Source organism: Dermacoccus sp. CCH2-D9, assembly GCF_001556795.1.
In the GTDB taxonomy this organism is placed as follows: Bacteria; Actinomycetota; Actinomycetes; order Actinomycetales; family Dermatophilaceae; genus Dermacoccus; species Dermacoccus nishinomiyaensis.
In genome coordinates, this window is record NZ_LSJT01000062.1 from 67044 (window position 1) to 87689 (window position 20646).

At 68.5% G+C, this 20646-nt stretch carries 19 protein-coding genes and 1 tRNA gene; 10 read left to right on the top strand and 10 right to left on the bottom strand.

Annotated elements, in window-relative coordinates; translation table 11 throughout:
• The first annotated feature begins 140 nt into the window (after positions 1-140).
• Both AX669_RS05615 and AX669_RS05620 read left to right on the top strand, forming a co-directional pair.
• Positions 141-812 carry a heme oxygenase (biliverdin-producing) gene (locus AX669_RS05615; protein WP_062257125.1) on the top strand — a complete coding sequence of 224 codons (672 nt, stop codon included), beginning with the start codon at positions 141-143 and terminating at the stop codon, positions 810-812.
• 4 nt (positions 813-816) lie between these two features.
• Positions 817-1197 (top strand): DedA family protein, encoded by a 381-nt coding sequence (locus tag AX669_RS05620; protein WP_062257127.1) that lies wholly within the window; start codon positions 817-819, stop codon positions 1195-1197.
• A gap of 160 nt (positions 1198-1357) precedes the next feature.
• On the opposite strand, the gene sodN is transcribed toward AX669_RS05620, so the two are convergent.
• From sodN to rfbA, 7 genes are all read right to left on the bottom strand, one after another.
• The gene (gene sodN / locus AX669_RS05625; protein WP_006945950.1) at positions 1358-1762 is read right to left on the bottom strand and encodes a superoxide dismutase, Ni; all 405 of its coding nucleotides are present in this window, start codon (positions 1760-1762) and stop codon (positions 1358-1360) included.
• A gap of 54 nt (positions 1763-1816) precedes the next feature.
• Positions 1817-2197 carry a S24/S26 family peptidase gene (locus AX669_RS05630; RefSeq protein ID WP_062257129.1) on the bottom strand — a complete coding sequence of 127 codons (381 nt, stop codon included), beginning with the start codon at positions 2195-2197 and terminating at the stop codon, positions 1817-1819.
• 34 nt (positions 2198-2231) lie between these two features.
• Positions 2232-3008: an amino acid ABC transporter ATP-binding protein gene (locus tag AX669_RS05635; RefSeq protein WP_156444936.1), complete on the bottom strand. Its 777-nt coding sequence runs from the start codon at positions 3006-3008 to the stop codon at positions 2232-2234.
• A gap of 107 nt (positions 3009-3115) precedes the next feature.
• On the bottom strand, positions 3116-4045 hold the full coding sequence (locus tag AX669_RS05640; RefSeq protein WP_062257133.1) for an amino acid ABC transporter permease: 930 nt from the start codon (positions 4043-4045) through the stop codon (positions 3116-3118).
• Between the two features lie 11 nt (positions 4046-4056).
• A complete protein-coding gene (locus tag AX669_RS05645; protein ID WP_062257135.1) occupies positions 4057-4983 on the bottom strand; it encodes an ABC transporter substrate-binding protein in 927 nt (308 codons plus the stop codon).
• 217 nt (positions 4984-5200) lie between these two features.
• Complete coding sequence (locus tag AX669_RS05650; RefSeq protein ID WP_082740618.1) at positions 5201-5803, bottom strand: dTDP-4-dehydrorhamnose 3,5-epimerase family protein; 603 nt, start codon at positions 5801-5803, stop codon at positions 5201-5203.
• Entirely contained in the window at positions 5803-6699 is an 897-nt protein-coding gene (gene rfbA / locus AX669_RS05655; protein WP_006945868.1) for a glucose-1-phosphate thymidylyltransferase RfbA, read from the bottom strand. Before rfbA ends, AX669_RS05650 begins: the two co-directional genes overlap by 1 nt.
• A gap of 22 nt (positions 6700-6721) precedes the next feature.
• Here rfbA and rfbB point away from each other — a divergent pair, with 22 nt between their 5' ends.
• From rfbB to AX669_RS05670, 3 genes are all read left to right on the top strand, one after another.
• The gene (gene rfbB, locus AX669_RS05660) at positions 6722-7756 is read left to right on the top strand and encodes a dTDP-glucose 4,6-dehydratase (protein ID WP_062257137.1); all 1035 of its coding nucleotides are present in this window, start codon (positions 6722-6724) and stop codon (positions 7754-7756) included.
• A gap of 2 nt (positions 7757-7758) precedes the next feature.
• Complete coding sequence (gene rfbD, locus AX669_RS05665; RefSeq protein WP_062257165.1) at positions 7759-8628, top strand: dTDP-4-dehydrorhamnose reductase; 870 nt, start codon at positions 7759-7761, stop codon at positions 8626-8628.
• 115 nt (positions 8629-8743) lie between these two features.
• The gene (locus AX669_RS05670; protein ID WP_082740619.1) at positions 8744-10216 is read left to right on the top strand and encodes a sugar transferase; all 1473 of its coding nucleotides are present in this window, start codon (positions 8744-8746) and stop codon (positions 10214-10216) included.
• 115 nt (positions 10217-10331) lie between these two features.
• Here AX669_RS05670 and AX669_RS05675 read toward each other — a convergent pair whose 3' ends face one another.
• The 3 genes from AX669_RS05675 to AX669_RS05685 form a co-directional block, all read right to left on the bottom strand.
• Positions 10332-10985, bottom strand: coding sequence for a GDSL-type esterase/lipase family protein (locus tag AX669_RS05675; RefSeq protein ID WP_006945919.1), 654 nt, complete (start codon positions 10983-10985; stop codon positions 10332-10334).
• A gap of 17 nt (positions 10986-11002) precedes the next feature.
• Complete coding sequence (locus AX669_RS05680) at positions 11003-11182, bottom strand: DUF6104 family protein (RefSeq protein WP_006946035.1); 180 nt, start codon at positions 11180-11182, stop codon at positions 11003-11005.
• A 136-nt stretch (positions 11183-11318) separates the two neighbouring features.
• Positions 11319-15155 carry a multifunctional oxoglutarate decarboxylase/oxoglutarate dehydrogenase thiamine pyrophosphate-binding subunit/dihydrolipoyllysine-residue succinyltransferase subunit gene (locus AX669_RS05685; RefSeq protein ID WP_062257141.1) on the bottom strand — a complete coding sequence of 1279 codons (3837 nt, stop codon included), beginning with the start codon at positions 15153-15155 and terminating at the stop codon, positions 11319-11321.
• A 298-nt stretch (positions 15156-15453) separates the two neighbouring features.
• On the opposite strand from AX669_RS05685, the gene AX669_RS05690 reads away from it, so the two are divergent.
• From AX669_RS05690 to lysA, 5 genes are all read left to right on the top strand, one after another.
• A complete protein-coding gene (locus tag AX669_RS05690; RefSeq protein WP_006946029.1) occupies positions 15454-16806 on the top strand; it encodes a hemolysin family protein in 1353 nt (450 codons plus the stop codon).
• Entirely contained in the window at positions 16803-17909 is a 1107-nt protein-coding gene (locus AX669_RS05695) for a hemolysin family protein (RefSeq protein WP_006945979.1), read from the top strand. Before AX669_RS05690 ends, AX669_RS05695 begins: the two co-directional genes overlap by 4 nt.
• A 60-nt stretch (positions 17910-17969) precedes the next feature.
• Positions 17970-18041, top strand: a tRNA-Arg gene (locus tag AX669_RS05700).
• Between the two features lie 375 nt (positions 18042-18416).
• Positions 18417-19145 carry a hypothetical protein gene (locus AX669_RS05705; protein ID WP_136788686.1) on the top strand — a complete coding sequence of 243 codons (729 nt, stop codon included), beginning with the start codon at positions 18417-18419 and terminating at the stop codon, positions 19143-19145.
• A gap of 133 nt (positions 19146-19278) precedes the next feature.
• A complete protein-coding gene (lysA, locus tag AX669_RS05710; RefSeq protein ID WP_062257145.1) occupies positions 19279-20646 on the top strand; it encodes a diaminopimelate decarboxylase in 1368 nt (455 codons plus the stop codon).

Consider the following 20646-nt stretch of genomic DNA (forward strand, 5'->3'; position numbering starts at 1 on the left):
CATCCGCGCAGCGAGAGGCGGCTCGCTCTCGTCGGCCTGGCGTGGTGGGGAGGTGGAGTCTCGGATCAACCGTTCGATTGATCCGAGCGGAGGTGGACCTTTATTAAGGTGAGCCTTCCTCATCAGAAAGGCTCGGATCCATGACGACGGCCCTCACCCCGCCCCTGTCGGCCGCGCTGCGCGACCACACCCGTGCCGCGCACGAGCACGCCGAGAACCGCGGCTTCATGACCCGCCTCATGGGCGGCGAGAGCAGCATCGGCGCGCACCAGGGGCTGCAGCGTCAGCTGCTGCCGGTGTACGACCACCTCGAGTCGGCGTGCGCGACGCACCGCGATGACCCCCGCCTCGCGCCGCTGCTGGACCCGGCACTCGAGCGCGCCGCATCGCTGCGTCACGACCTCGCCGCGCTGGAACGCCTCGGCTATGCGGACGCCACGGCGATCCTGCCCGCCACGCAGCGCTACGTCGACGACCTCGTCGCCTGCGCCGCCTCGCCGGCCACGCTCATCGGCCACCACTACACGCGCTACCTCGGGGATCTGTCCGGCGGGCAGATCATCGCGACGCTCATGCGCCGCCACTACGACGCGCCTCACGATGTCCTCACCTTCTACCGCTTCGACATCGCCAAGCCGAAGACGTACAAGGACGCCTACCGCGCCCGCCTCGATGAGTTGGCCCTCACGACGCAGGAGCAGGACGAGGCCCTCGACGCCGCCGGTCGCGCCTTCGCCCTCAACGCCGCAGTCTTCGACGCGCTGGACGCCTGCTACCCCGCGGGTGCGAACGCTCGGGCCGAGGCCGTCTGAACGCATGGAATCGATCCGTGAGATGCCCGTGGCGCTCGCGTTCGGCATCCTGTTCTGCATCGTCATGGCGCGAGCCAACGCGACATACTGGATCGGCCGCGGCGCGATCGGCGGCTGGCGTCGGCACCCGAAGTACGCCCACCACCTCGACGCGCGCTCCGTCAAGCGCGCCGAGGGCATGGTGCACCGCTTCGGCCCGCTCGCCGTCCCGCTGTCGTTCCTGACGGTCGGCGTGCAGACGGCCGTCAACCTCATGGCCGGGGCCGGCCGGATGCCGCTCGTGCGCTACCTGCCGGCCGTCGCCGTCGGCAGCCTCATCTGGGCCGGCGTGTACACCGTCGCCGGGGTGGCGTTGCTCGACGTCATCCTCCGCCTCGTGCACTGACGCACCTGACGTCATGAAGGTGGACGAGAATCGCCGATGTGGACGGAAATCGCAGGAGGGGACGGGATTCGCGACGGTGAACGAGAACCGCAGGTGAGGCAGCGAGAACGGCCCGGCATCCAAGGGGGATGCCGGGCCGTTCTCGTTGCGGGAGGGAGGCTCAGGCCTGCTTCGTCTCCGCGAAGATGCGAGCGATCTCGTCGATCTTGCCGAGCAACTCGTCAGCCTTGGCGATGTCCCACTCGCCCTTGGTGCCGCTTGCACCGGCGAGCTTCGTTGCCTCGTTGACGAGGGTGTGAAGCTGCGGGTACTTCTCGAAGTGCGGGGGCTTGAAGTAGTCCGTCCACAGCACCCACAGGTGCTCCTTGACGAGCTGGCTGCGCTGCTCCTTGATGATCGTGGCGCGCATCTTGAAGTCTTCGTCGCCGGGCTTGTCGGCGACCTTGGCGATGATGGCCTTGACCGACTCGGCCTCGATGCGGGCCTGGGCAGGGTCGTAGACGCCGCAGGGCAGGTCGCAGTGAGCCGAGACCTCGACGGTGGGGGTGAAGAAACGCTTCAGCATGAGGGACTCCTTGCTGCTGGTGATCAGCTGCCGAGCGGCAGCACTGCTCTCAACCTATCGCGCGACACGGCCCCGGCGAAAGGTGCTGACGCAGGTGCGACAACGTCGCAGAATCTGCGTCATCACTGGGGAGTCGAGGCTGACGACCCGCCCCCGCATCGCCTCGTCCCCCAGCGCCCCGACGAGCCATGAGTCGACCCCCTCACGGGGGTTGTCACGCTCCACCCACCAGCCCGACGCGCCGTCGGCGAGGCGTTCGCGCCTCGTCACCCGTTTGATCGCGAGCGGGCGGGGGCCGTCGTCGCCGTCAGGGAGGCGGACGACGTGGCAGCGCCCGACCCGGGGCGACGCACCCCAGGCGACGAGGACGACGTCGCCGTCGACGTAGGTCGGTTCCATCGAGCGACCCCTGACGACGACGAAGCCCAGCTGCATCCCACCAGGGTAGTGGGGTGCAGCTGGGCGAGCGTCAGAGCAGTTCGTCGTCGACGAGGGCGGCGATCGCCTCGTGCTCGCTGCGAATGCGCGACAGGAAGCTCTTGGTGCGCTCGTGCTGCGGGTTGTTGATGACGTCGCGCGGCGCGCCGGTCTCGACGACGACGCCGGCGTCCATGAACACGACACGGTCCGCGACGTCCCGCGCGAAACTCATCTCGTGCGTGACGACGACCATCGTCATCCCGTCCTTGGCCAGTTCCTTCATGACGGCGAGCACCTCGCCGACCAGTTCGGGGTCGAGGGCGGACGTCGGCTCGTCGAACAGCATGAGCTTCGGCTGCATCGCGAGCGCGCGGGCGATGGCGACGCGCTGCTGCTGGCCGCCCGAGAGCTGGCTGGGGTAGTGCTTCGTCTTGTCGCCGAGCCCGACCCGTTCGAGCAGCCGCTCGGCCTCCGCCTTCGCCTCGGCCTTGCCCACGCCCTTGACCTGGACGGGCGCCTCCATGACGTTCTCGAGGGCCGTCATGTGTGGGAAGAGGTTGAAGCGCTGGAAGACCATGCCGATCTCACGACGCTGCGCGGCGATCTTCCTGTCCGTGAGGCGGTGCAGTTGCCCACCCTTGTCGGCGTAACCCATGAGGTCGCCGTCGACCCAGATGCGCCCGCCGTCGATCGTCTCGAGCTGGTTGATGCAGCGCAGGAACGTCGTCTTGCCCGAGCCCGACGGGCCGAGCAGCACGACGACCTCGCCGGGGTGGACGTCGAGGTCGATGCCCTTGAGCACCTCGTGCTTGCCGAACGACTTCATGACGTTGACGGCGTGCACGAGTGGCTCATCGGAGCGTGAGGCCACGGGGGCCGTGGTGGCGGACGGTCGCGGCTGGGCGTTGCTCGCCCCGGCGGCGGCGGTGCTCATCAGTGGTCACTTCCGATCGAGGACAGACGTGAGCGGAACCCGCCGGTCGTGGTGCCCTGCGCCCCGAAGCCGCGCGCGAAGCGTCGCTCCAGCCAGCTCTGCAGCAGCATGAGCAGCGTGCAGAGGATGAGGTACCACATGAGGGCGCCGACGTAGCTCGGCATCACCTTGTACGTGTTGTTGGCGACGTTCTGCGCCTGGTTGAACAGTTCGGCGGTGACGGGTACGGCCGTCAGCAGCGACGTGTCCTTGACCATCGAGATGGCCTCGTTGCCGGTCGGCGGCACGATGACGCGCATCGCCTGCGGCAGGATGATGCGGCGCATGGCCTTGCCGTTGCTCATGCCGAGGGCCTGGGCGGCCTCACGCTGACCGTTGTCGACGGACAGGATGCCGGCGCGCGCGATCTCCGCCATGTAGGCGGCTTCGGACAGTCCGAGGCCGATGATGCCGACGGTGATTCCGGAGCTGATCGTCTTGACGTCGAGGGTGTAGAACGTCAGCCCGAGGTCCTTGCCGAACGGCACGCCGAGATCGAGGGTCGGGTAGAGGGTCAGGACGCCGAGACCGAGGATCGTCATGAGGACGTAGCGCGGCACGGCCCGGAAGAACCAGATGTAGACGAACGCCACGCCGCGCAGCACGGGGTTGTCCGACAGGCGCATGATCGCGAGGATGACGCCGAGCACGACGCCCAGGATCATCGACACGATCGTCACGATGATCGTGCCCTTGAGCAGTCCGTCGAGCACGGGCGAGTAGTTCATCACCTTGAGCACGAACGGCCAGTCCCAGGCCTTGTTGGTGACGACGGAGCTGATCATCATCGCGACGAGGACGGCGATGACGGCGAGGGCGACCCATCGGCCGGGATGCCGGACCGGCCGGGCGTCGATGACGCCCGGCCGCTCGGTGGTGGTGTCGGTCATGTCGGTCGCGATCAGGGCTTGGGGTTGACCGGGAACGAGGTGACGGCGCCGTCACCGTTGCTCCAGGCGTCGAGGATCTTCTTGTAGGTGCCGTCCTTGTCGAGGGCCTCAAGGGCCTTCGAGATGGCCTCGGCGAACGCCGTGTTGTCCTTCTTGACGACGATGCCGTACGGGGCCGAGGCGTACTTCGAGCCGACCTTCTCGAGCTTCGCGTCGTTCTTCGCGACGGCCCAGTTGGCGACGGGGGAGTCGGCCGCGAAGCCGTCGACCTTGCCGGCGATGAGGTCGGCGGTCACCTTCGACTGGGCGACCTCGCTGACGATCGTGATCGGCTTCTTGCCCGCGGCAGTGCACTTCTTGTTGCGTGCGGGCAGGTCGTCGGTCTGCTGCACGGTGTCCTTCTGGACGCCGATCGTCAGGCCGCACGCGTTATCTGGGTCGAGCTTCTTCGGGTTGCCCTTGGCGGTGACCCAGGCGGTGCCCGCGCTGTAGTACTGCACCATGTTCGCGGTCTTGAGGCGCTCGGCGTTGATGGTGAACGAGCTGATCGCCGCCGGGTACTTGCCGGCGTTGACGCCGCCGATGAGGGTGCCGAAGTCGCCGTTCTGGAAGGTGATCTTGAGACCGAGCTTCGCGGCGACGGCGTTGAGCAGGTCGATGTCCATGCCCTGGATCGTCTTGCCGTCGGCAGCCGTGAACTCGTTCGGGGCGTATGAGGCGTCCGAACCGATCGTCAGGGTGCCCTCCTTGGCGATGGCGGCGGGGACGAGCTTGGCGAGCGAGTCGTCCTTCGTCACCTCGGCGGCCTTGCTCGATGCGCCCGCAGCGCCCGAGGAGGCCGAGCTCTTGGAGCCGTCGAGGGAGTCGGAGCCACAACCCGACAGCAACAGAGCGGTGGCACTCAGGCCGGCGAGGGCGGGGGCGGTGGTACGACGCATGGGCGGGCCTTTCGGCATGGGGACGACGCGAGCCGTCGGAGACGATGGCCACAGCATGCCACCGCGCCTCGCCCCAGGCGAGCGACACGACATAAGTATGCGGGATCGTGACCTACGGCCCGCCTCGTGCGCGCGACACCGTGCCCGTGCAGCGACCTTGGAGCCGCCTCGTGAGACGTGCGTCACGCGTGATCATGCAGGACGCGGGCCGCTGCGATCAGGCCGAGCGCAACGAGTCGTAGAAGCGCACGCAGTCGTCGTATCGCGGCAGCAGACCCGACGCCTCGGCCTGCGCCAGCGACGGCGCAGCCTCGTCCTTGGGGGACAGCAGCGGTTCGATGTCGTCGGGCAGGGTCAGCCCCACCGTCGTGTCGAGGGGGTTGATGCCGTGCTCGCGCAAGGGGGTGTAGGGCGCGCTGCACAGGTACATCGCCGTCGAATCGTCCTCGAGGGCGCAGAACGCGTGGCCGAGCCCCTCGGCGAGGTAGACCGCCTTGCGTTCGCTCGTGTCGAGCACGACCGATTCCCACTGCCCGAACGTCGGCGACCCGACGCGGATGTCGACGATGAAGTCGATGATCGAGCCCGACAGGACGGTGATGTACTTCGCCTGGCTCGGTGGCACGTCGGCGAAGTGGATGCCGCGCACCGTGCCGCGGCTGCTGACCGAGATGTTCGACTGGACGACGTCCATGCGGTGGCCGAGGTGCTCGGCGAGCTTGTCGCCGCGGAAGCCCTCCATGAACACGCCGCGCCCGTCGGGGAACTGGCGGGGCGTGACGACGTAGGCGCCGTCGATCTTCAGCGGCTGGATGTCCATCACAGGGCCTTGCGGACGGCGGGGGTGATGTGGCCTTCGGCGAGGACGCGGTGCATGTAGGCGCCGTAACCGGACTTGACGAGGGAGTCGGCGAGGGCGGAGAACTGCGCGTCGTCGATCCAGCCCTGACGCCACGCGATCTCCTCGACGCAGCCGACCTTCAGATCCTGCTGCTCCTCGAGGACGTGGACGAACTGCGAGGCGTCCATGAGGCCCTTGAAGGTGCCCGTGTCGAACCACGCGGTGCCGCGCGGCAGCACCGTCACCGTGAGGTTGCCGCGGCGCAGGTACTCGTCGTTGACGCCCGTGATCTCCAGCTCGCCACGCGGGGAGGGCTCGAGGTTCTTCGCGATGTCGACGACGTCGTTGTCGTAGAAGTACAGGCCGGGCACGGCGTAACGCGACTTCGGCTGCTCCGGCTTCTCCTCGATCGAGACGACGTTGCCGTCCGCGTCGAACTCGACGACGCCGTAGGCGCTCGGGTTCGTCACGTGATGAGCGAAGACGTGGCCACCGGTGAGCTCAGCGTGGCCCTGCAGCGCCGTCCCCATGCCGGCGCCGTGGAAGATGTTGTCGCCGAGGACGAGGGCGACCGAGTCGTCGCCGATGAACTCCTCGCCGATGATGAACGCCTGCGCGAGGCCGTCGGGCGAGGGCTGCACGGCGTAGCTGATCTCGACACCCCAGTCGGATCCCTCGCCCAGCAGCCGCTGGAACTGCTTGCTGTCGTGCGGCGTCGTGATGATGAGGATCTCGCGGACTCCGGCCATCATGAGCGTCGAGATCGGGTAGTAGATCATCGGCTTGTCGTACACCGGCATGAGCTGCTTGCTGATGCCCCGTGTGATCGGGTGAAGTCGCGTTCCCGATCCCCCCGCGAGAATGATTCCCTTCATAGGCCTACCTTATGCTGGCAGGGTGCAGATCCTGGTCACCGGCGGAGCCGGCTTCATCGGCGGCAACTTCGTCCACCTGACGGTGAAGGAGCGCCCAGAGGCGCGCATCGTCGTTCTCGACGCCATGACGTATGCGGGCAACGAGGGATCTCTCGACGGGCTGGGGGAGCACGTCGAGCTGGTGCGCGGCGACATCGCCGACGCCGCGCTCGTCGACCGTCTCGTCGCCGCGTCCGACCTCGTCGTCCACTTCGCCGCCGAGTCGCACAACGACAACTCCCTCGCCGAGCCGTGGCCGTTCGTCCAGACCAACATCGTCGGCACCTACACGCTGCTCGAGGCGGCGCGCAAGCACGACGTCCGGTACCACCACATCTCCACCGACGAGGTGTATGGCGACCTCGAGCTCGATGACCCGGAGCGTTTCACCGAGGCGACGGCGTACAACCCGTCGAGCCCGTACAGCTCAACCAAGGCCGGCAGCGACATGCTCGTGCGTGCCTGGGTGCGCAGCTTCGGCGTCAGGGCGACGATCTCGAACTGCTCGAACAACTACGGTCCGCGCCAGCACATCGAGAAGTTCATCCCGCGCCAGATCACTAACCTCATCGACGGCGTGCGCCCCAAGCTCTACGGTGACGGGCTCAACGTGCGCGACTGGATCCACGTCGACGACCACAACGCGGCCGTCTGGGCCATCATCGAGCGCGGGCGCATCGGGGAGACCTACCTCATCGGCGCCGACGGTGAGCTCGACAACAAGACCGTCGTGCAGGCCATCCTCACCGGGATGGGGCGTGACGCCGACGACTTCGACCACGTCACCGATCGGCCCGGCCACGACCGCCGCTACGCGATCGACTCGACGAAGCTGCGCGAGGAACTCGGCTGGAGTCCGCGCTACACCTCCTTCGACGACGGCCTCGCCGCCACGATCGCCTGGTACCGAGAGAACGAGTCGTGGTGGCGTCCGTTCAAGGACGCCACCGAGGCCAAGTACGCAAGCCAGCAGGTCGTCGCGGCGCCTGCTGACACCGCCACCGGTCAAGGGGCATGACGATGGCGCGTCGCTGGCTCGTCCTCGGAGGCACGGGCATGCTCGGTCAGGATCTCGACGCGCTGCTGCGCAGCCGCGGTGAGAGCGTCGTCTCGCTCGGCTCCGCCGGATGCGACGTCACCGAGCTGGAGACGGTGCAGCGCGTCATCGGCGATCACGCGCCGGACGTCGTCGTCAACTGTGCTGCGTACACGGCCGTCGATGCCGCTGAGAGCGACGAGGCCGCGGCGTTCGCACTCAATGGGACGGGTGCGTTCAACGTCGCTCGAACCGCGCAGGCCGCGGATGCCCAGCTCGTCCACGTCTCGACCGACTACGTCTTCGACGGCCGCGCCGAGGAACCGTACGATGTCGAGCACCCGCAGGCCCCGCAGTCGGCCTACGGACGCACCAAGGCGGCCGGAGAATGGGCCGTTCGTGCCACGCACCCCGACGCGCTCATCGTGCGCACGGCATGGCTCTACGGAGCGCACGGAAGCAACTTCGTCGCGACGATGCTGAAGCTCGCCCAGAACCGTGACACCCTCGACGTCGTGGCCGACCAGGTCGGACAGCCGACGTGGGCGGGCGACCTGGCGGACACCATCGTCGGGCTGATCGAGCAGGAATGCTCGGGCGGGTTCTACCATGGGACGAGTTCGGGCAGCGGGTCATGGTTCGACCTCGCACGAGAGGCATTCATCCTCGCAGGCCTGGATCCTGAGCGCGTGCGCCCGACGACGACGGAGGCGTTCCAGCGGCCCGCGCCGAGGCCCGCCTACAGCGTGCTCGCACGCTCACCGCGCGGGCCGAGCATCGGTGACTGGCGTGCACGACTCGCCGCATCCGGCGTCGTTCAGCAGGAGCGCGCTGCAGAGCGCGCGCGGGCCTGAGGCGCAGGCTCGAGACGACCGCGGTGCGGGGAACGCAGCCGAACGGGAACGAGGGGAATTCGGACGCGTCCGACGAAGGGGAAACAGGGTTTTGTGGGGAAAGGCGCCGGCGAGCATGACTGACGGGGCGAGAGGTAGGCGCGACCTGCTCGCCAGGATGCGTGGCGACTGGCGGCGCAACCTGTTCCTGCTGCTGTTCGTCCTCGACCTGGGCGTCATCACACTCGCCGTGGCTGCCGGGTTCTTCGCGCGCTTCGCAATGGCGGAGGCGTCGCTCGACACCGTTCGCTCGCAGGGCAACCTCTACCTCGTCGTCGTGCCCGCCCTCATCCTCGGATGGCAGGCCTCGCTGCTTCTCAATCAGGCGTACAACATGGAGATCATCGCGATCGGCACCGACGAATATCGTCGTGTCGTGCGCGCCACGTTCTTCACGTTCGGCGCGCTCGCGATCGTCCTCGTCCTGCTGCGCTGGCAGGTAGCGCGCGGCTTCCTGGCCGTCGCCCTCCCACTCGGGCTCGTCCTGCTTCTCATCGAACGTCTCCTGGTCCGCCGCTGGGTGCTCGCGCGACGCCGCCGCGCGATGCTCGTCGACGGCGTCGTCGTCGTCGGCTCACCGCATGAGGTGCGCTACGTCGCCGAAGGCATAGCCCGCAACCCGGCTGCGGGCCTAGTCGTGCGCGCCGTCGCGACGGACACGACCGATGCTCCGACGTTCGAGCTCGCCAACGGAGTGGTCGTGCCCCAGGCCGGCGCGATCGCCGACGTCGTCGACGCCGTGCACCGCTACGAGGCCAGCACGATCATCGTCGCCGGCCATAACCGCATCAACCGCAAGCAGCTGCGCGAACTCGGCTGGCAGCTCGAGGACACCACCATCCGCCTCGCCCTCGCCAGCCGCATGACGGACGTCGCAGGCCCCCGCATCCATTGGCACCCCATCGAAGGGTTGCCGCTCATGAGCGTCGAGATGCCCCGCTACAGCGGCGTCAAGTACTCCCTCAAACGGGCCTTCGACCTCGTCATCGCCACCGGGATGGTCGTCCTCGTCGCCCCGATCCTGTTCGCCATCGCCATCGCCGTCCGCCTCGACAGCCCCGGGCCCATCTTCTTCCGCCAGACCCGAGTAGGCGTCAACGGAACGCTGTTCAAGATGACCAAGTTCCGCTCGATGGCCGTCGACGCCGAAGCGCGCCTCGCCGGACTCGAACGACAGAACGACGGCTCCGGCCTACTGTTCAAGATGAAAGACGACCCCCGCACCACCCGCGTCGGCGCCTTCATCCGCCGCTACAGCCTCGACGAACTGCCGCAACTGTTCGACGTCATCGCCGGCAGCATGTCACTCGTCGGACCACGCCCCCCACTGCCCCGCGAGGTCGAAGCCTATGACCACCACGTCCACCGCCGCCTCAACGTCAAACCAGGCATCACTGGACCCTGGCAGGTCGGCGGACGCTCGAACCTCTCCTGGCAAGAATCCGTGCGCAAGGATCTCTACTACGTCGAGAACTGGTCCCTGTCCGGCGACCTCGTCATCATGTTCAAGACCCTCCGCGCCGTCCTGGCACGCGACGGCGCGTACTGACATTCCCTTGTCTCGCCTTCCGGCCGGCCCCCGAAGGGGGGTCAGAACGTGGTTGTCGGGACGACGAGCGCCCCACGTCGACGACGTGAGGCGCTCGAAGGTGCGATGAGGGCCGTCAGACGGAGAGCCAGTCCTGCCAACCGGCGTGAAGCACGAGCCACGCCATGAGGCCGTAGCCCGCCTGGCCGGGGTGGTAGCCGTCGCTGGCGGCAAGATCCGACTGCCACTGATCGTGCCCGAGCAGCGGGCGGAAGCAGTCGACATACGTCACGCCACGACGCGCGCAGACGTCTGCGTGCGCGTCGACGAGCACCTCGAGCTTCGCGTTCATCTCCGGGTCGCTCGTGGGCGGCGGGCCGACGACGAACGTCGCGATGCCGTTCGTCGACGCATCGTCGAGGATGTTCGCGAGGTTGAGGCGCGAACGTGCCGTCGTCAGACCCTGCGCGGCGTCGTTCGTGCCGAAGCCGATGACGAGTCGGCGCTCGTTGCAGTTCTTCCACCGCAGCGCCGCCTCACCCCGCCAGCGCGCGAGGACGTCCGAGGAACTGTCGCCGCGCACGCCGAGGTTGTACGTCGTCAGCCTGACGCCCTCGTGCGGCGTACGCGCGACGACCCGCGAGACCCACCCCAGGGCCTTCGGGTCGCCGTAGCCGTTGACGAAGCTGTCGCCGACGAAGACGAGGCCGACACGGCGCTCACCCTCGGCGACGTGGAAATCGGCGCTCGGCCGGAACTCGGGCTCGCTGCCTTCGGTGGGGTAGGACACGCTACGACCGCCTTCACTCACTCGTCATCGTCGTCGTCGAGCCGCGCCAACCACGTGGCGAGGCGTTCGACGGGGATCTCGAACTCCGGGTTGAGGTCGACGAAATGACGCAGCTGCTCCGCGAGCCACTCGAACGTCACGTCTTCTTCGCCGCGGCGCGCCGCGAGCTCCTCGATACCCCGATCCGTGAAATACACACGCCCAGCTTATCGTCCGTCAGCTCGGTGCCCACCCCGCAGGCGTCGCGCGCCCACGACGAAGCGGTGCCCACCCCGCGTGGGGGAGGGCACCGCTTCGTCAGGAACGCGCCATCAGCGGCTGCTCACGCGAACCTCAGCGCGCGAACGCCTGCTCCATGAGCTCCGCGTTCTGCGCGGCGTGACGCTTGTTGTTGCCGGTCGCGGGCGACGCGGACGCCGGACGCGACACGACGCGCAGACGTCGCGTCTCGCCGTGGCTCTCGAGCAGGTCGGGCAGGTTGAAGTACATGAACGGCCAGGCGCCCTGGTTCTTCGGCTCGTCCTGCACCCACACGATCTCGGCGTTCGGGTACGCCGAGAGGGCCTCGGCGATCTCCTTGGCCGGGATCGGCGCGAGCTGCTCGACGCGCACGATGGCGGTCGTGTCGTCGCCGCGCTTCTCACGCTCCGCCTCGAGGTCGTAGACCACGCGGCTCGAGGCGAGCAGCACCCGCTCGACCTTCGAACCGTCGAGCTGCTTCTGGTCCTTCAGCACCGGCTCGAACTGGCCCGAGGTGAAGTCGGCCGGCGAGCTCGTCGCGGCCTTCACGCGCAGCAGCTGCTTCGGCGTGAAGACGATGAGCGGCTTGCGCGGTCGCGCGTACGCCTGGCGACGCAGCAGGTGGAAGTACGACGCCGGCGTCGACGGGTAAGCGATCGTCATGTTGTCCTCGGCAAACAGCTGCAGGAAGCGCTCGATGCGCGCCGAGCTGTGGTCCGGACCCTGACCCTCGTAGCCGTGCGGCAGCAGCAGCACGACGGAGCTGCGCTGCGCCCACTTCTGCTCCGAGCTCGAGATGAATTCGTCGATGATGGTCTGCGCACCGTCGACGAAGTCACCGAACTGCGCCTCCCACAGCACGAGCGCGTCGGGACGCTCGACCGAGTAGCCATACTCGAAGCCCATCGCGGCGTACTCGCTGAGCAGCGAGTCGTAGATCCACAGCCACGCCTGGTCATCCGTGAGGTAACGCAACGGCGTCCACTCGTTGCCGTTCGCCTTGTCGATGAGGACGGCGTGACGCTGCACGAACGTGCCGCGTCGGGTGTCCTGACCGGACAGACGCACCGGCGTGCCGTCCATGAGTAGCGAACCGAACGCGATGAGCTCGCCCATGGCCCAGTCGATGCCGCCGTCCTTGACCATCGCCGTGCGACGCTCGAGCAGCTGCTTGAGCTTCGGGTGCAGCGTGAAGCCCTCCGGCGGGTTCGTCCACACCGCGCCGATGCGCTCGAGAGCGGCCTCGGTGATCGCGGAGGAGCGGCCCGAGGAGTAGGCACTCTTCGCGTCGTCCTCGAGCTGAGCGGACGGGCGCTCGAGGCCGCCGTGGCCCTCGGCGTCGGTGCCCTGGCTGGAATCGGACGAAGCGCTCTGCGCGGCGCTGTCGGCAGCGGCCTTCTTCGTCGCCTCCTTCGTCTCGACGAAGACGCGCTCGAGCTGCTGCTGGTAGTCCTTGAGCAGTTCGTCGGCACGCTCCTGGTCCATGTCGCCGCGGCCGACGAGGGCCTCGGCGTACAGGCGACGCACGGACTTCTTCGCCTCGATCAGCTTGTACATGAGCGGCTGCGTCATCGACGGGTCGTCGCCCTCGTTGTGACCGCGGCGGCGGTAGCACACCATGTCGATGACGACGTCCTTGTTGAACGTCTGGCGGTACTCGAACGCGAGTTCCGCGACGCGGACGCAGGCCTCCGGGTCGTCACCGTTGACGTGGAAGATCGGCGCCTGCACCATGCGCGCGACGTCCGTCGAGTACGTCGATGAACGCGACGAGCTCGGCGCGGTCGTGAAACCGACCTGGTTGTTGATGACGACGTGGATCGTGCCGCCGGTTCGGTAGCCGCGCAGCTGCGACAGGTTCAACGTCTCGGCGACGATGCCCTGGCCCGCGAACGCGGCGTCGCCGTGGAGCAGGATCGGCAGCACCGTGAACGCCGTGCCGGCGAGGTTGATGCGGTCCTGCTTGGCACGGGCGATGCCCTCGAGCACCGGGTCGACGGCCTCGAGGTGGCTCGGGTTGGCGGCGAGGTAGACCTTCGTGTGGTTGCCCTCATCGGAGACGAACTCGCCCTCGGTGCCGAGGTGGTACTTGACGTCACCGGAGCCCTGCACCGAGTTGGGAGCGGCGGTGCCCTCGAACTCGCGGAAGATCTGGCCGTACGACTTGCCCGCGATGTTGGCGAGCACGTTGAGACGGCCACGGTGCGGCATGCCGATCGCGGCCTCTTCGAGGCCGGCGTCCGCGGCCTCCGACAGGATGCGGTCGAGGATCGCGATGACGGACTCGCCGCCTTCGAGGCTGAAGCGCTTCTGGCCGACGAACTTCGTCTGCAGGAACGTCTCGAACGCCTCGGCCTGGTTGAGCTTGCGCAGGATGCGCTCCTGCTCGTCCGACGTCGGCTTCGAGTACGTCTTCTCCAGCTTGTTCTGCATCCAGGCCCGCTCCTCGGGGTTCTGGATGTGCATGTACTCGACGCCGACCGTGCGGCAGTACGAGTCACGCAGGATGCCGAGGATCTTGCGCAGCTTGAGGAAGTTGGCGCCGCCGAAACCGCCCGTGGCGAACGTGCGGTCGAGATCCCACAGCGTCAGGCCGTGGCTCGTGACGTCGAGGTCGGGGTGACGACGCTGCTTGTACTCGAGCGGGTCGGTGTCGGCCATGAGGTGACCGCGCACGCGGTAGGCGTGGATGAGCTCCTGCACGCGCGCGACCTTGTTGATGTCGTCGTCGTGGTTGGCGGAGATGTCCTGCACCCAGCGCACCGGCTCGTAGGGGATGCGCAGCGACTCGAAGATCTCGTCGTAGAAGTTGTTCTCACCGAGCAGCAGCTGGTGGATCTGACGCAGGAACTCCCCGGACGTCGCACCTTGGATGATGCGGTGGTCGTAGGTCGAGGTGATCGTCAGGATCTTGCTGACGGCGTTACGGTTGAGCGTCTCCTCGCTCGCGCCCTGCCACTCGGCGGGGTAGTCGAGCGCGCCGACACCGATGATGGCGCCCGCGCCCTTCATCAGACGCGGCACCGAGTGCACCGTGCCGATGCCCCCGGGGTTGGTCAGCGAGATCGTCGTGCCCGCGTAGTCCTCGAGCGTCAGCTTGTTGTTGCGCGCCTTCTTGACCATCTCTTCGTACGCGGCCCAGAACTGCGCGAACGTCATCGCCTCGGCGCCCTTGATCGACGGCACGACGAGCGTGCGCGAACCGTCGGGCTTCTGCAGGTCGATGGCGAGGCCGAAGTTGATGTGCCCCGGCTGGTGCAGGACGGGCTTGCCCTTCTCGTCGACCGAGAGGGAAGCGTTCATCTCCGGCATGACGCGCAGCGCCTTGATGATGGCGTAGCCGATGATGTGGGTGAAGCTCACCTTGCCGCCGCGGCCGCGGGCGAGGTTCGAGTTGATGACGATGCGGTTGTCGATCAGCGCCTTCGCAGGGACGGCGCGGACCGACGTCGCGGTCGGGACCTCGATCGAGGCCTCCATGTTCTGCACGATCTTGGCGGCGATGCCCTTGAGCGGGGTGTCCTTGTCGTCCGCCGCCGGCACGTCACCGAGGGCGCCGTCGCCCTGGTCGCGCGGCGTCGGCAGCGGTGTGTGGCCCTCGGCCTGCTTCGGGTCGAGCTTCTGCGGCTCGCTCTCGGCGGTGCGCGTCGGCTCGGCGGCCTGCTGTGCAGGCGCCTCCTGCTGGTCGCGCGGTGCCTCGGCGGCCATCGGCTTCTCGGTTCGGGGAGCGGCCTTCGCGCCCGAGCCCGACGTGGACGTGGAGGCCGGCGCCGAGGAGTTCGACGAGCCCGGCTGATAGGTCGCGAAGAACTCCTGCCATGCGGCATCCACGGAGTTCTTGTCCTTGCTGTACTGCTCGAAGAGTTCCTCGACGAGCCACTCGTTCGCGCCGAAGTCGTCGTGCTCAGAGCTGGGGGACTGGGATGACACGCAGATGCGCCTCTTTCATTCGCGTCGATTCACGTACACGTGCGGGAGGCGTCCCGTTGCCCCCGCCATGACGCGGCGCGTGGCCGTGTCAGGCAGGAGCGAGGTGAACCACTCCACTGCCGTGTGGTACACGGCATACGTTGCCACCCTATCGCTCCCGCGCCGCCGCCGCGAGAGGCGGTCGGTGGTGAGGTGGCCCACCCCGGCGCGAGACTGCGCGGGCCTCGCCGGTCGAGGCCAGCCCGGGAGGTGGAACGAGCCCGGTGAACGGCTGCGCCCGTGGTAATTTCACTGCGTCATGACGCAGTGGATATTGATCCTCCTCGGAGTTGTCCTCACGCTCGGAACGGCACTGTTCGTCGCCACCGAGTTCTCTCTCGTCGCGCTGGATCGTCACTCCGTCCAGCGCGCCATCGACGACGGCGACGAACGCGCCCGCCCCGTCCTCGCCTCGCTGCGCGGGCTGTCGACGCAGCTGTCGGCCGCGCAGGTCGGCATCACCCTCACGACGCTGATCCTCGGCTTCATCGTCGAACCCAGCGTCGGTGCGTTGCTGCGCACCCCGTTGGCGGCCATCGGCGTCACCGGCGGCGCGGCCTCGGCGACCTCGACCGTCCTCGCGATGGTTCTCGCCTCCGCCTTCTCGATGATCTTCGGTGAACTCGTCCCGCAGTTCCTTGGTATCTCCGCGCCTCTTCGCGTCGCCAAGATCGTCGCGCGGCCCGTACAGGTGTTCGCCGCCCTCTTCAAGCCGCTCATCGTCGTGCTCAACGGATCGGCGAACCTGCTGCTGCGCTCCATGGGCATCGAACCGCAGGAGGAACTGTCCGCCGCCCGCACGCCGCAGGAGCTGAGCTCCATGGTGCGTCGCAGCGCCGAGGCCGGCACGATCGAGGAGGGCACCGCGCACCTGCTGACGCGCTCGCTCAACTTCGGTGAGCGCACCGCGTCCGACGTCATGAGCCCGCGCGTGCGCTGCGAGGCCGTCGATCGCGACGCGACGGCGGATGACGTCGTCCGGCTAGCGAGGTCGACGGGCCACTCGCGCTTCCCGGTGCTGGGGGAGGACTGGGACGACGTCCACGGTGTCGTCCACGTCAAGAAGGCCATCGCCGTGCCCGTCGAACGCCGCGGCGATGTGCCCGTCACCGCTCTCATGGTCAAGCCGACTTTCGTGCCCGAGACGATCACGCTCGAACCGCTGCTCGTGCTCCTGCGTGGCGCGGGGCTGCAGCTCGCCATCGTCATCGATGAGTACTCCGGAACCTCGGGCCTGGTGTCGCTCGAGGACGTCATCGAAGAGATCGTCGGTGAGGTCAGCGACGAGCACGACAAGCTGCACGACGCGAGCCGTCACCTGCCCGACGGGTCCTGGACGGTGCCCGGGCTGTGGCGCCCCGACGAGGTCGTCGATCGCATCGGCGCGCCCGTGCCCGACGATCGCGCCTACGAGACGCTCGGTGGTTACGTCATGCAACAGGTCGGCCGCATTCCCGAGGTCGGGGACGAACTCATGCTGCCGGGATGGCGCCTGCGCGTCGTGTCGATGGACGGCCGGCGCGTCAACCGCGTCCGGTTCACCCCGGCGGTGCAGGGGCAGTCGATGGACGATGTCATCGGCGGCGCAACCCGGGCCGGTGAGGCCCGATGATGCTCTGGATCTCGCTCCTGCTGCTGCTCGGCAACGCGTTCTTCGTGGGCGCCGAGTTCGCCGTCATGGCAGCGCGGCGCTCGCAGCTCGAACCGATGGCCGCGGAGGGCTCGAAGCGCGCCTCTGCGGCGTTGGAGGCCCTCGAGAACGTCGCCTCGCTGCTCGCCTGCGCGCAGCTCGGCATCACGGTCTGCTCGGTGCTGCTGGGTGCCGTCGCCGAGGACGCGGTGCACCACCTCATCGCCGGCCCCCTCGAGGCGACGGGCATGCCGGACGGGCTGACGCACGTCGTCAGCCTGCTGCTCGCGCTGCTCATCGTCGCGTACTTCCACGTCGTGCTCGGTGAGATGGTGCCGAAGAACCTCGCCATCGCCGGGCCCGACCGGGCAGCGTTGCTGCTCGCGCCCGCACTGCTGTGGGTGACGAAGGCGATCCGCCCGCTCGTCACGGTGCTCGAGAACGTCAGCAAGGCCATCGTGCGACGCATGGGCATCGAACCGCAGGACGAGGCGGCCTCGACGTTCTCGACCGAGGAGGTCGAGATGATCGTCGAGGAGTCGCACCGAGAGGGTCTGCTCGAGTCGGGGCAGGAGCGCCGCGTGCGTGAGGCCCTCGAGTTCACCGACAAGGTCGCGAGCGACGTGGCCGTGCCGCTCGACTCGCTCGTCACGCTCTCGTTGGGCGCGACGCCCGCCGATGTCGACGCGATGGTCGCCAAGCACGGGTTCTCGCGCTTCCCGGTCATGACGACGTCGGGGGAGCTGCGCGGTTACATCCACCTCAAGGACGTGCTATACGCGCAGGACGAGGCGTACACCGAGCCTGTTCCGCCGCGCCGCATCCGGCTGCTCGCGACGGTGCGTCCCGGGGACGAGGTCGAGGACGTGCTCGTCACGATGCAGAACTCGGGCGCGCACCTCGCGCGCGTCGTCGGTGACGACGGGCGCACGAGCGGTGTCGTGTTCCTCGAGGACGTGCTCGAGGAACTCGTCGGCGAGGTCGCGGACGCGACGCAGCGCTTCGACGCGCGCGCGTTGGCCGGAGCGTCGCGGGCCGAGTCGGCGTCGGTCGTCCGGGCTGACCAGGCGCGCCCGCGCGCGTGATGATGCCCGCCGTCGCCGGGAACTGCTGGTAAGGTTTCGTCTCGCGCTCCTGGAGCGCATGCCCCCTTAGCTCAGGGGATAGAGCACCGCCCTCCGGAGGCGGGAGCGCAGGTTCGAATCCTGCAGGGGGCACAAGACGAACGGAGGCCCGATCCGGCCGCGCTTCGCGCGGCCGGATCGGGCCTCCGTTCGTCTTGTATCAAGCTCGAAGGATTCGGGAGGACGACGAGCGTAGCGAGGAGGGCGGGTCCTGCAGGGGGCGTTGTCGCGGCCTGCGATCAAGCCGGCGTGGCATACCCTGGCCCGGTGATGTCGGCAGATCCTTGGGTAGCGCTGGATCGCGACGTCGGGGTGTCTGTCTTTTTTTCCGTGGATGCCGACGGGCGGGTCGTCACCCCTGCGCCGCGTGTCGCGGCGTCGCGTGAGCGCTCCGCCACCGATCGAGATGACTTGGGCAGGGCTCAGCGGATCGCCGCACTCATCACCGCGCACCTGGGGCTATCGGCTGTGGCTCGACCCTCTGGCGGAAACGTCGAGGTCGACCTGTCGTCGGACGGGTGGCTCGGTCGCTGCGGGGCCGAGACGGGCATCATCGCCGGCGCGGCCGCAGACGTCCGCCGCGTCCGCCCGCCGCTGCGCTCCTTCGGCCAGAGCCTCACCTGGGACGCCGTCGCACAGGACGTCGGCCTCGACGCGCTCGTGTGGGCGTCGCTGCTCAGTGCGTCCAAGACGCCACCGCTGACGTTGGGGCAGCGCCTCGACGACCTGTCGAGCCGCCGCGACGCGAACCCCCTCGCTCGTGCCCGCCGTGCTCAGGCAGCCGCGATGTTACGGCTCGAGGCCGCGACCGGACTGCTCGACAGCGGCGCCCTTGACGCCGACACCTTCGACGTAGAGCCCCTGGCCTACGGAGACGGCGCCGACACCCCGGCCCGCGACGACCTCGCCGTCGGCGGTTCTGCCGCTCTCTTTCGTTCGCCGGACGGTGGGGACCACGTCACCCCCGCACCGTTGCGGGTGGCTGTTCTCCTCACCTCCCGGGCGTTTCACGACGCGGCGCGCACCGGCCGCACCCGTCCTGCGTTGCTCGCGATCGACGATCTGGCGGTGGCGATGCTGCGTCACGTCGAGGCTGCGCCCGTCACGCGGACGGATGTGCCCGCGCTGAGCGCGGCCCGTAGCATCGTGCGAGAAACCCTGGACGCTGCCTGCGTCGCAGCGCCCGTGCCGTACTGAACGCGTCGATCCTCGATGCGGCCGGCGGCGGTGGGCGTGCGATCGCTGCGGGTCCGATCCGCGCGCAGCGGGGGCTGCCGGGCCGTTTCGGCGCAGCGCCGTCCCCCTCGCGAGAAGGCAGCAAGGAGACCACGTGAGCGTCAGGTCGGCCGCCCCCACGGGCGCCCTCGAGCAGATCGTGTGGCCGCGCACCGCGCGCCGCCGTGATGACGGCGTCGTCGAGATCGCCGGCATCGGCCTCGACGAGATCGCCGAACGCTTCGGCACGCCGGCGTACGTCATCGACGAGGCCGACGTCCGCAGCCGCGCCCGTGCCTACCGTGAGGCGTTCGCGCGTGCGTTCGCGGCCATCGGCACCCAGGCGGACGTGTACTACGCGGGCAAGGCGTTCCTGTCGTCGCACGTCGCGCAGTGGGTCACCGAGGAGGGGCTGCGCCTCGACGTCTGCTCGGGGGGTGAGCTCGCGATCGCGAAGAAGGCGGGCGTGCCGGGCGAGAACATCGGCATGCACGGCAACAACAAGGGCGTCGCCGAGATCGACGACGCCCTCGCGTACGGCGTCGGGCGCATCGTCGTCGACTCGTTCGAGGAGATCGACCGCGTCGCCGACGCCGCTGCGCGCCACCACATCACGGCGCCTGTCATGATCCGCGTCAAGCTCGGCGTCGAAGCGCACACTCACGAGTTCATCGCGACGGCGCACGAGGACCAGAAGTTCGGTTTCTCCGCCGCCGACGGCCAGATCGGTGACGCCGTCGCCCGCGTCCTCGCCCGCCCGGAGCTTCACCTGCTCGGCTTCCACAGCCACATCGGCAGCCAGATCTTCGAGTCCGCCGGCTTCAAGGAGGCCGCGACGCGCCTCATCGCCCTGCAGTTGCAGGTCGCGAAGGAGCACGGCGTCGAACTGCCGGAGCTCGACCTCGGCGGCGGTTTCGGCATCGCCTACCTGCCCAGCGACGCACCGCTCGACCCCGCCGAGATGGCGACGCAGCTCGCCAACATCGTGCGCGAGGCGTGCCAGAACGCCGACGTCCCGGTGCCGCGCGTCTCGATCGAGCCGGGCCGCAGCATCGTCGGCCCCGGCGGCGTGACGCTCTACCGCGTCGGCACGGTGAAGCTCGTTCAGGCGAGCGACGACCTCGTGCGCACGTACGTCAGCGTCGACGGTGGCATGAGCGACAACGCGCGCCCCGCGCTCTACCAGGCCGACTATCACGCGGCGCTCGCGAACCGCGGCGGCAGCGACGAGCTGACGCCGACCCGCGTCGTCGGCAAGCACTGTGAGAGCGGCGACGTCGTCGTGCGCGACATCGACTTCCCGTCCGACACCCGTGACGGCGACCTCGTCGTCGTCGCCGCGACCGGCGCCTACTGTCGTGCGCTGGCCTCGCAGTACAACCACGTCCCGCGCCCGCCCGTCATCGCCGTCGCGGACGGCGACGCTCGCGTGCTGCTGCGCCGCGAGACGATCGACGACCTGCTCGCCCTCGAAGGGGAATGA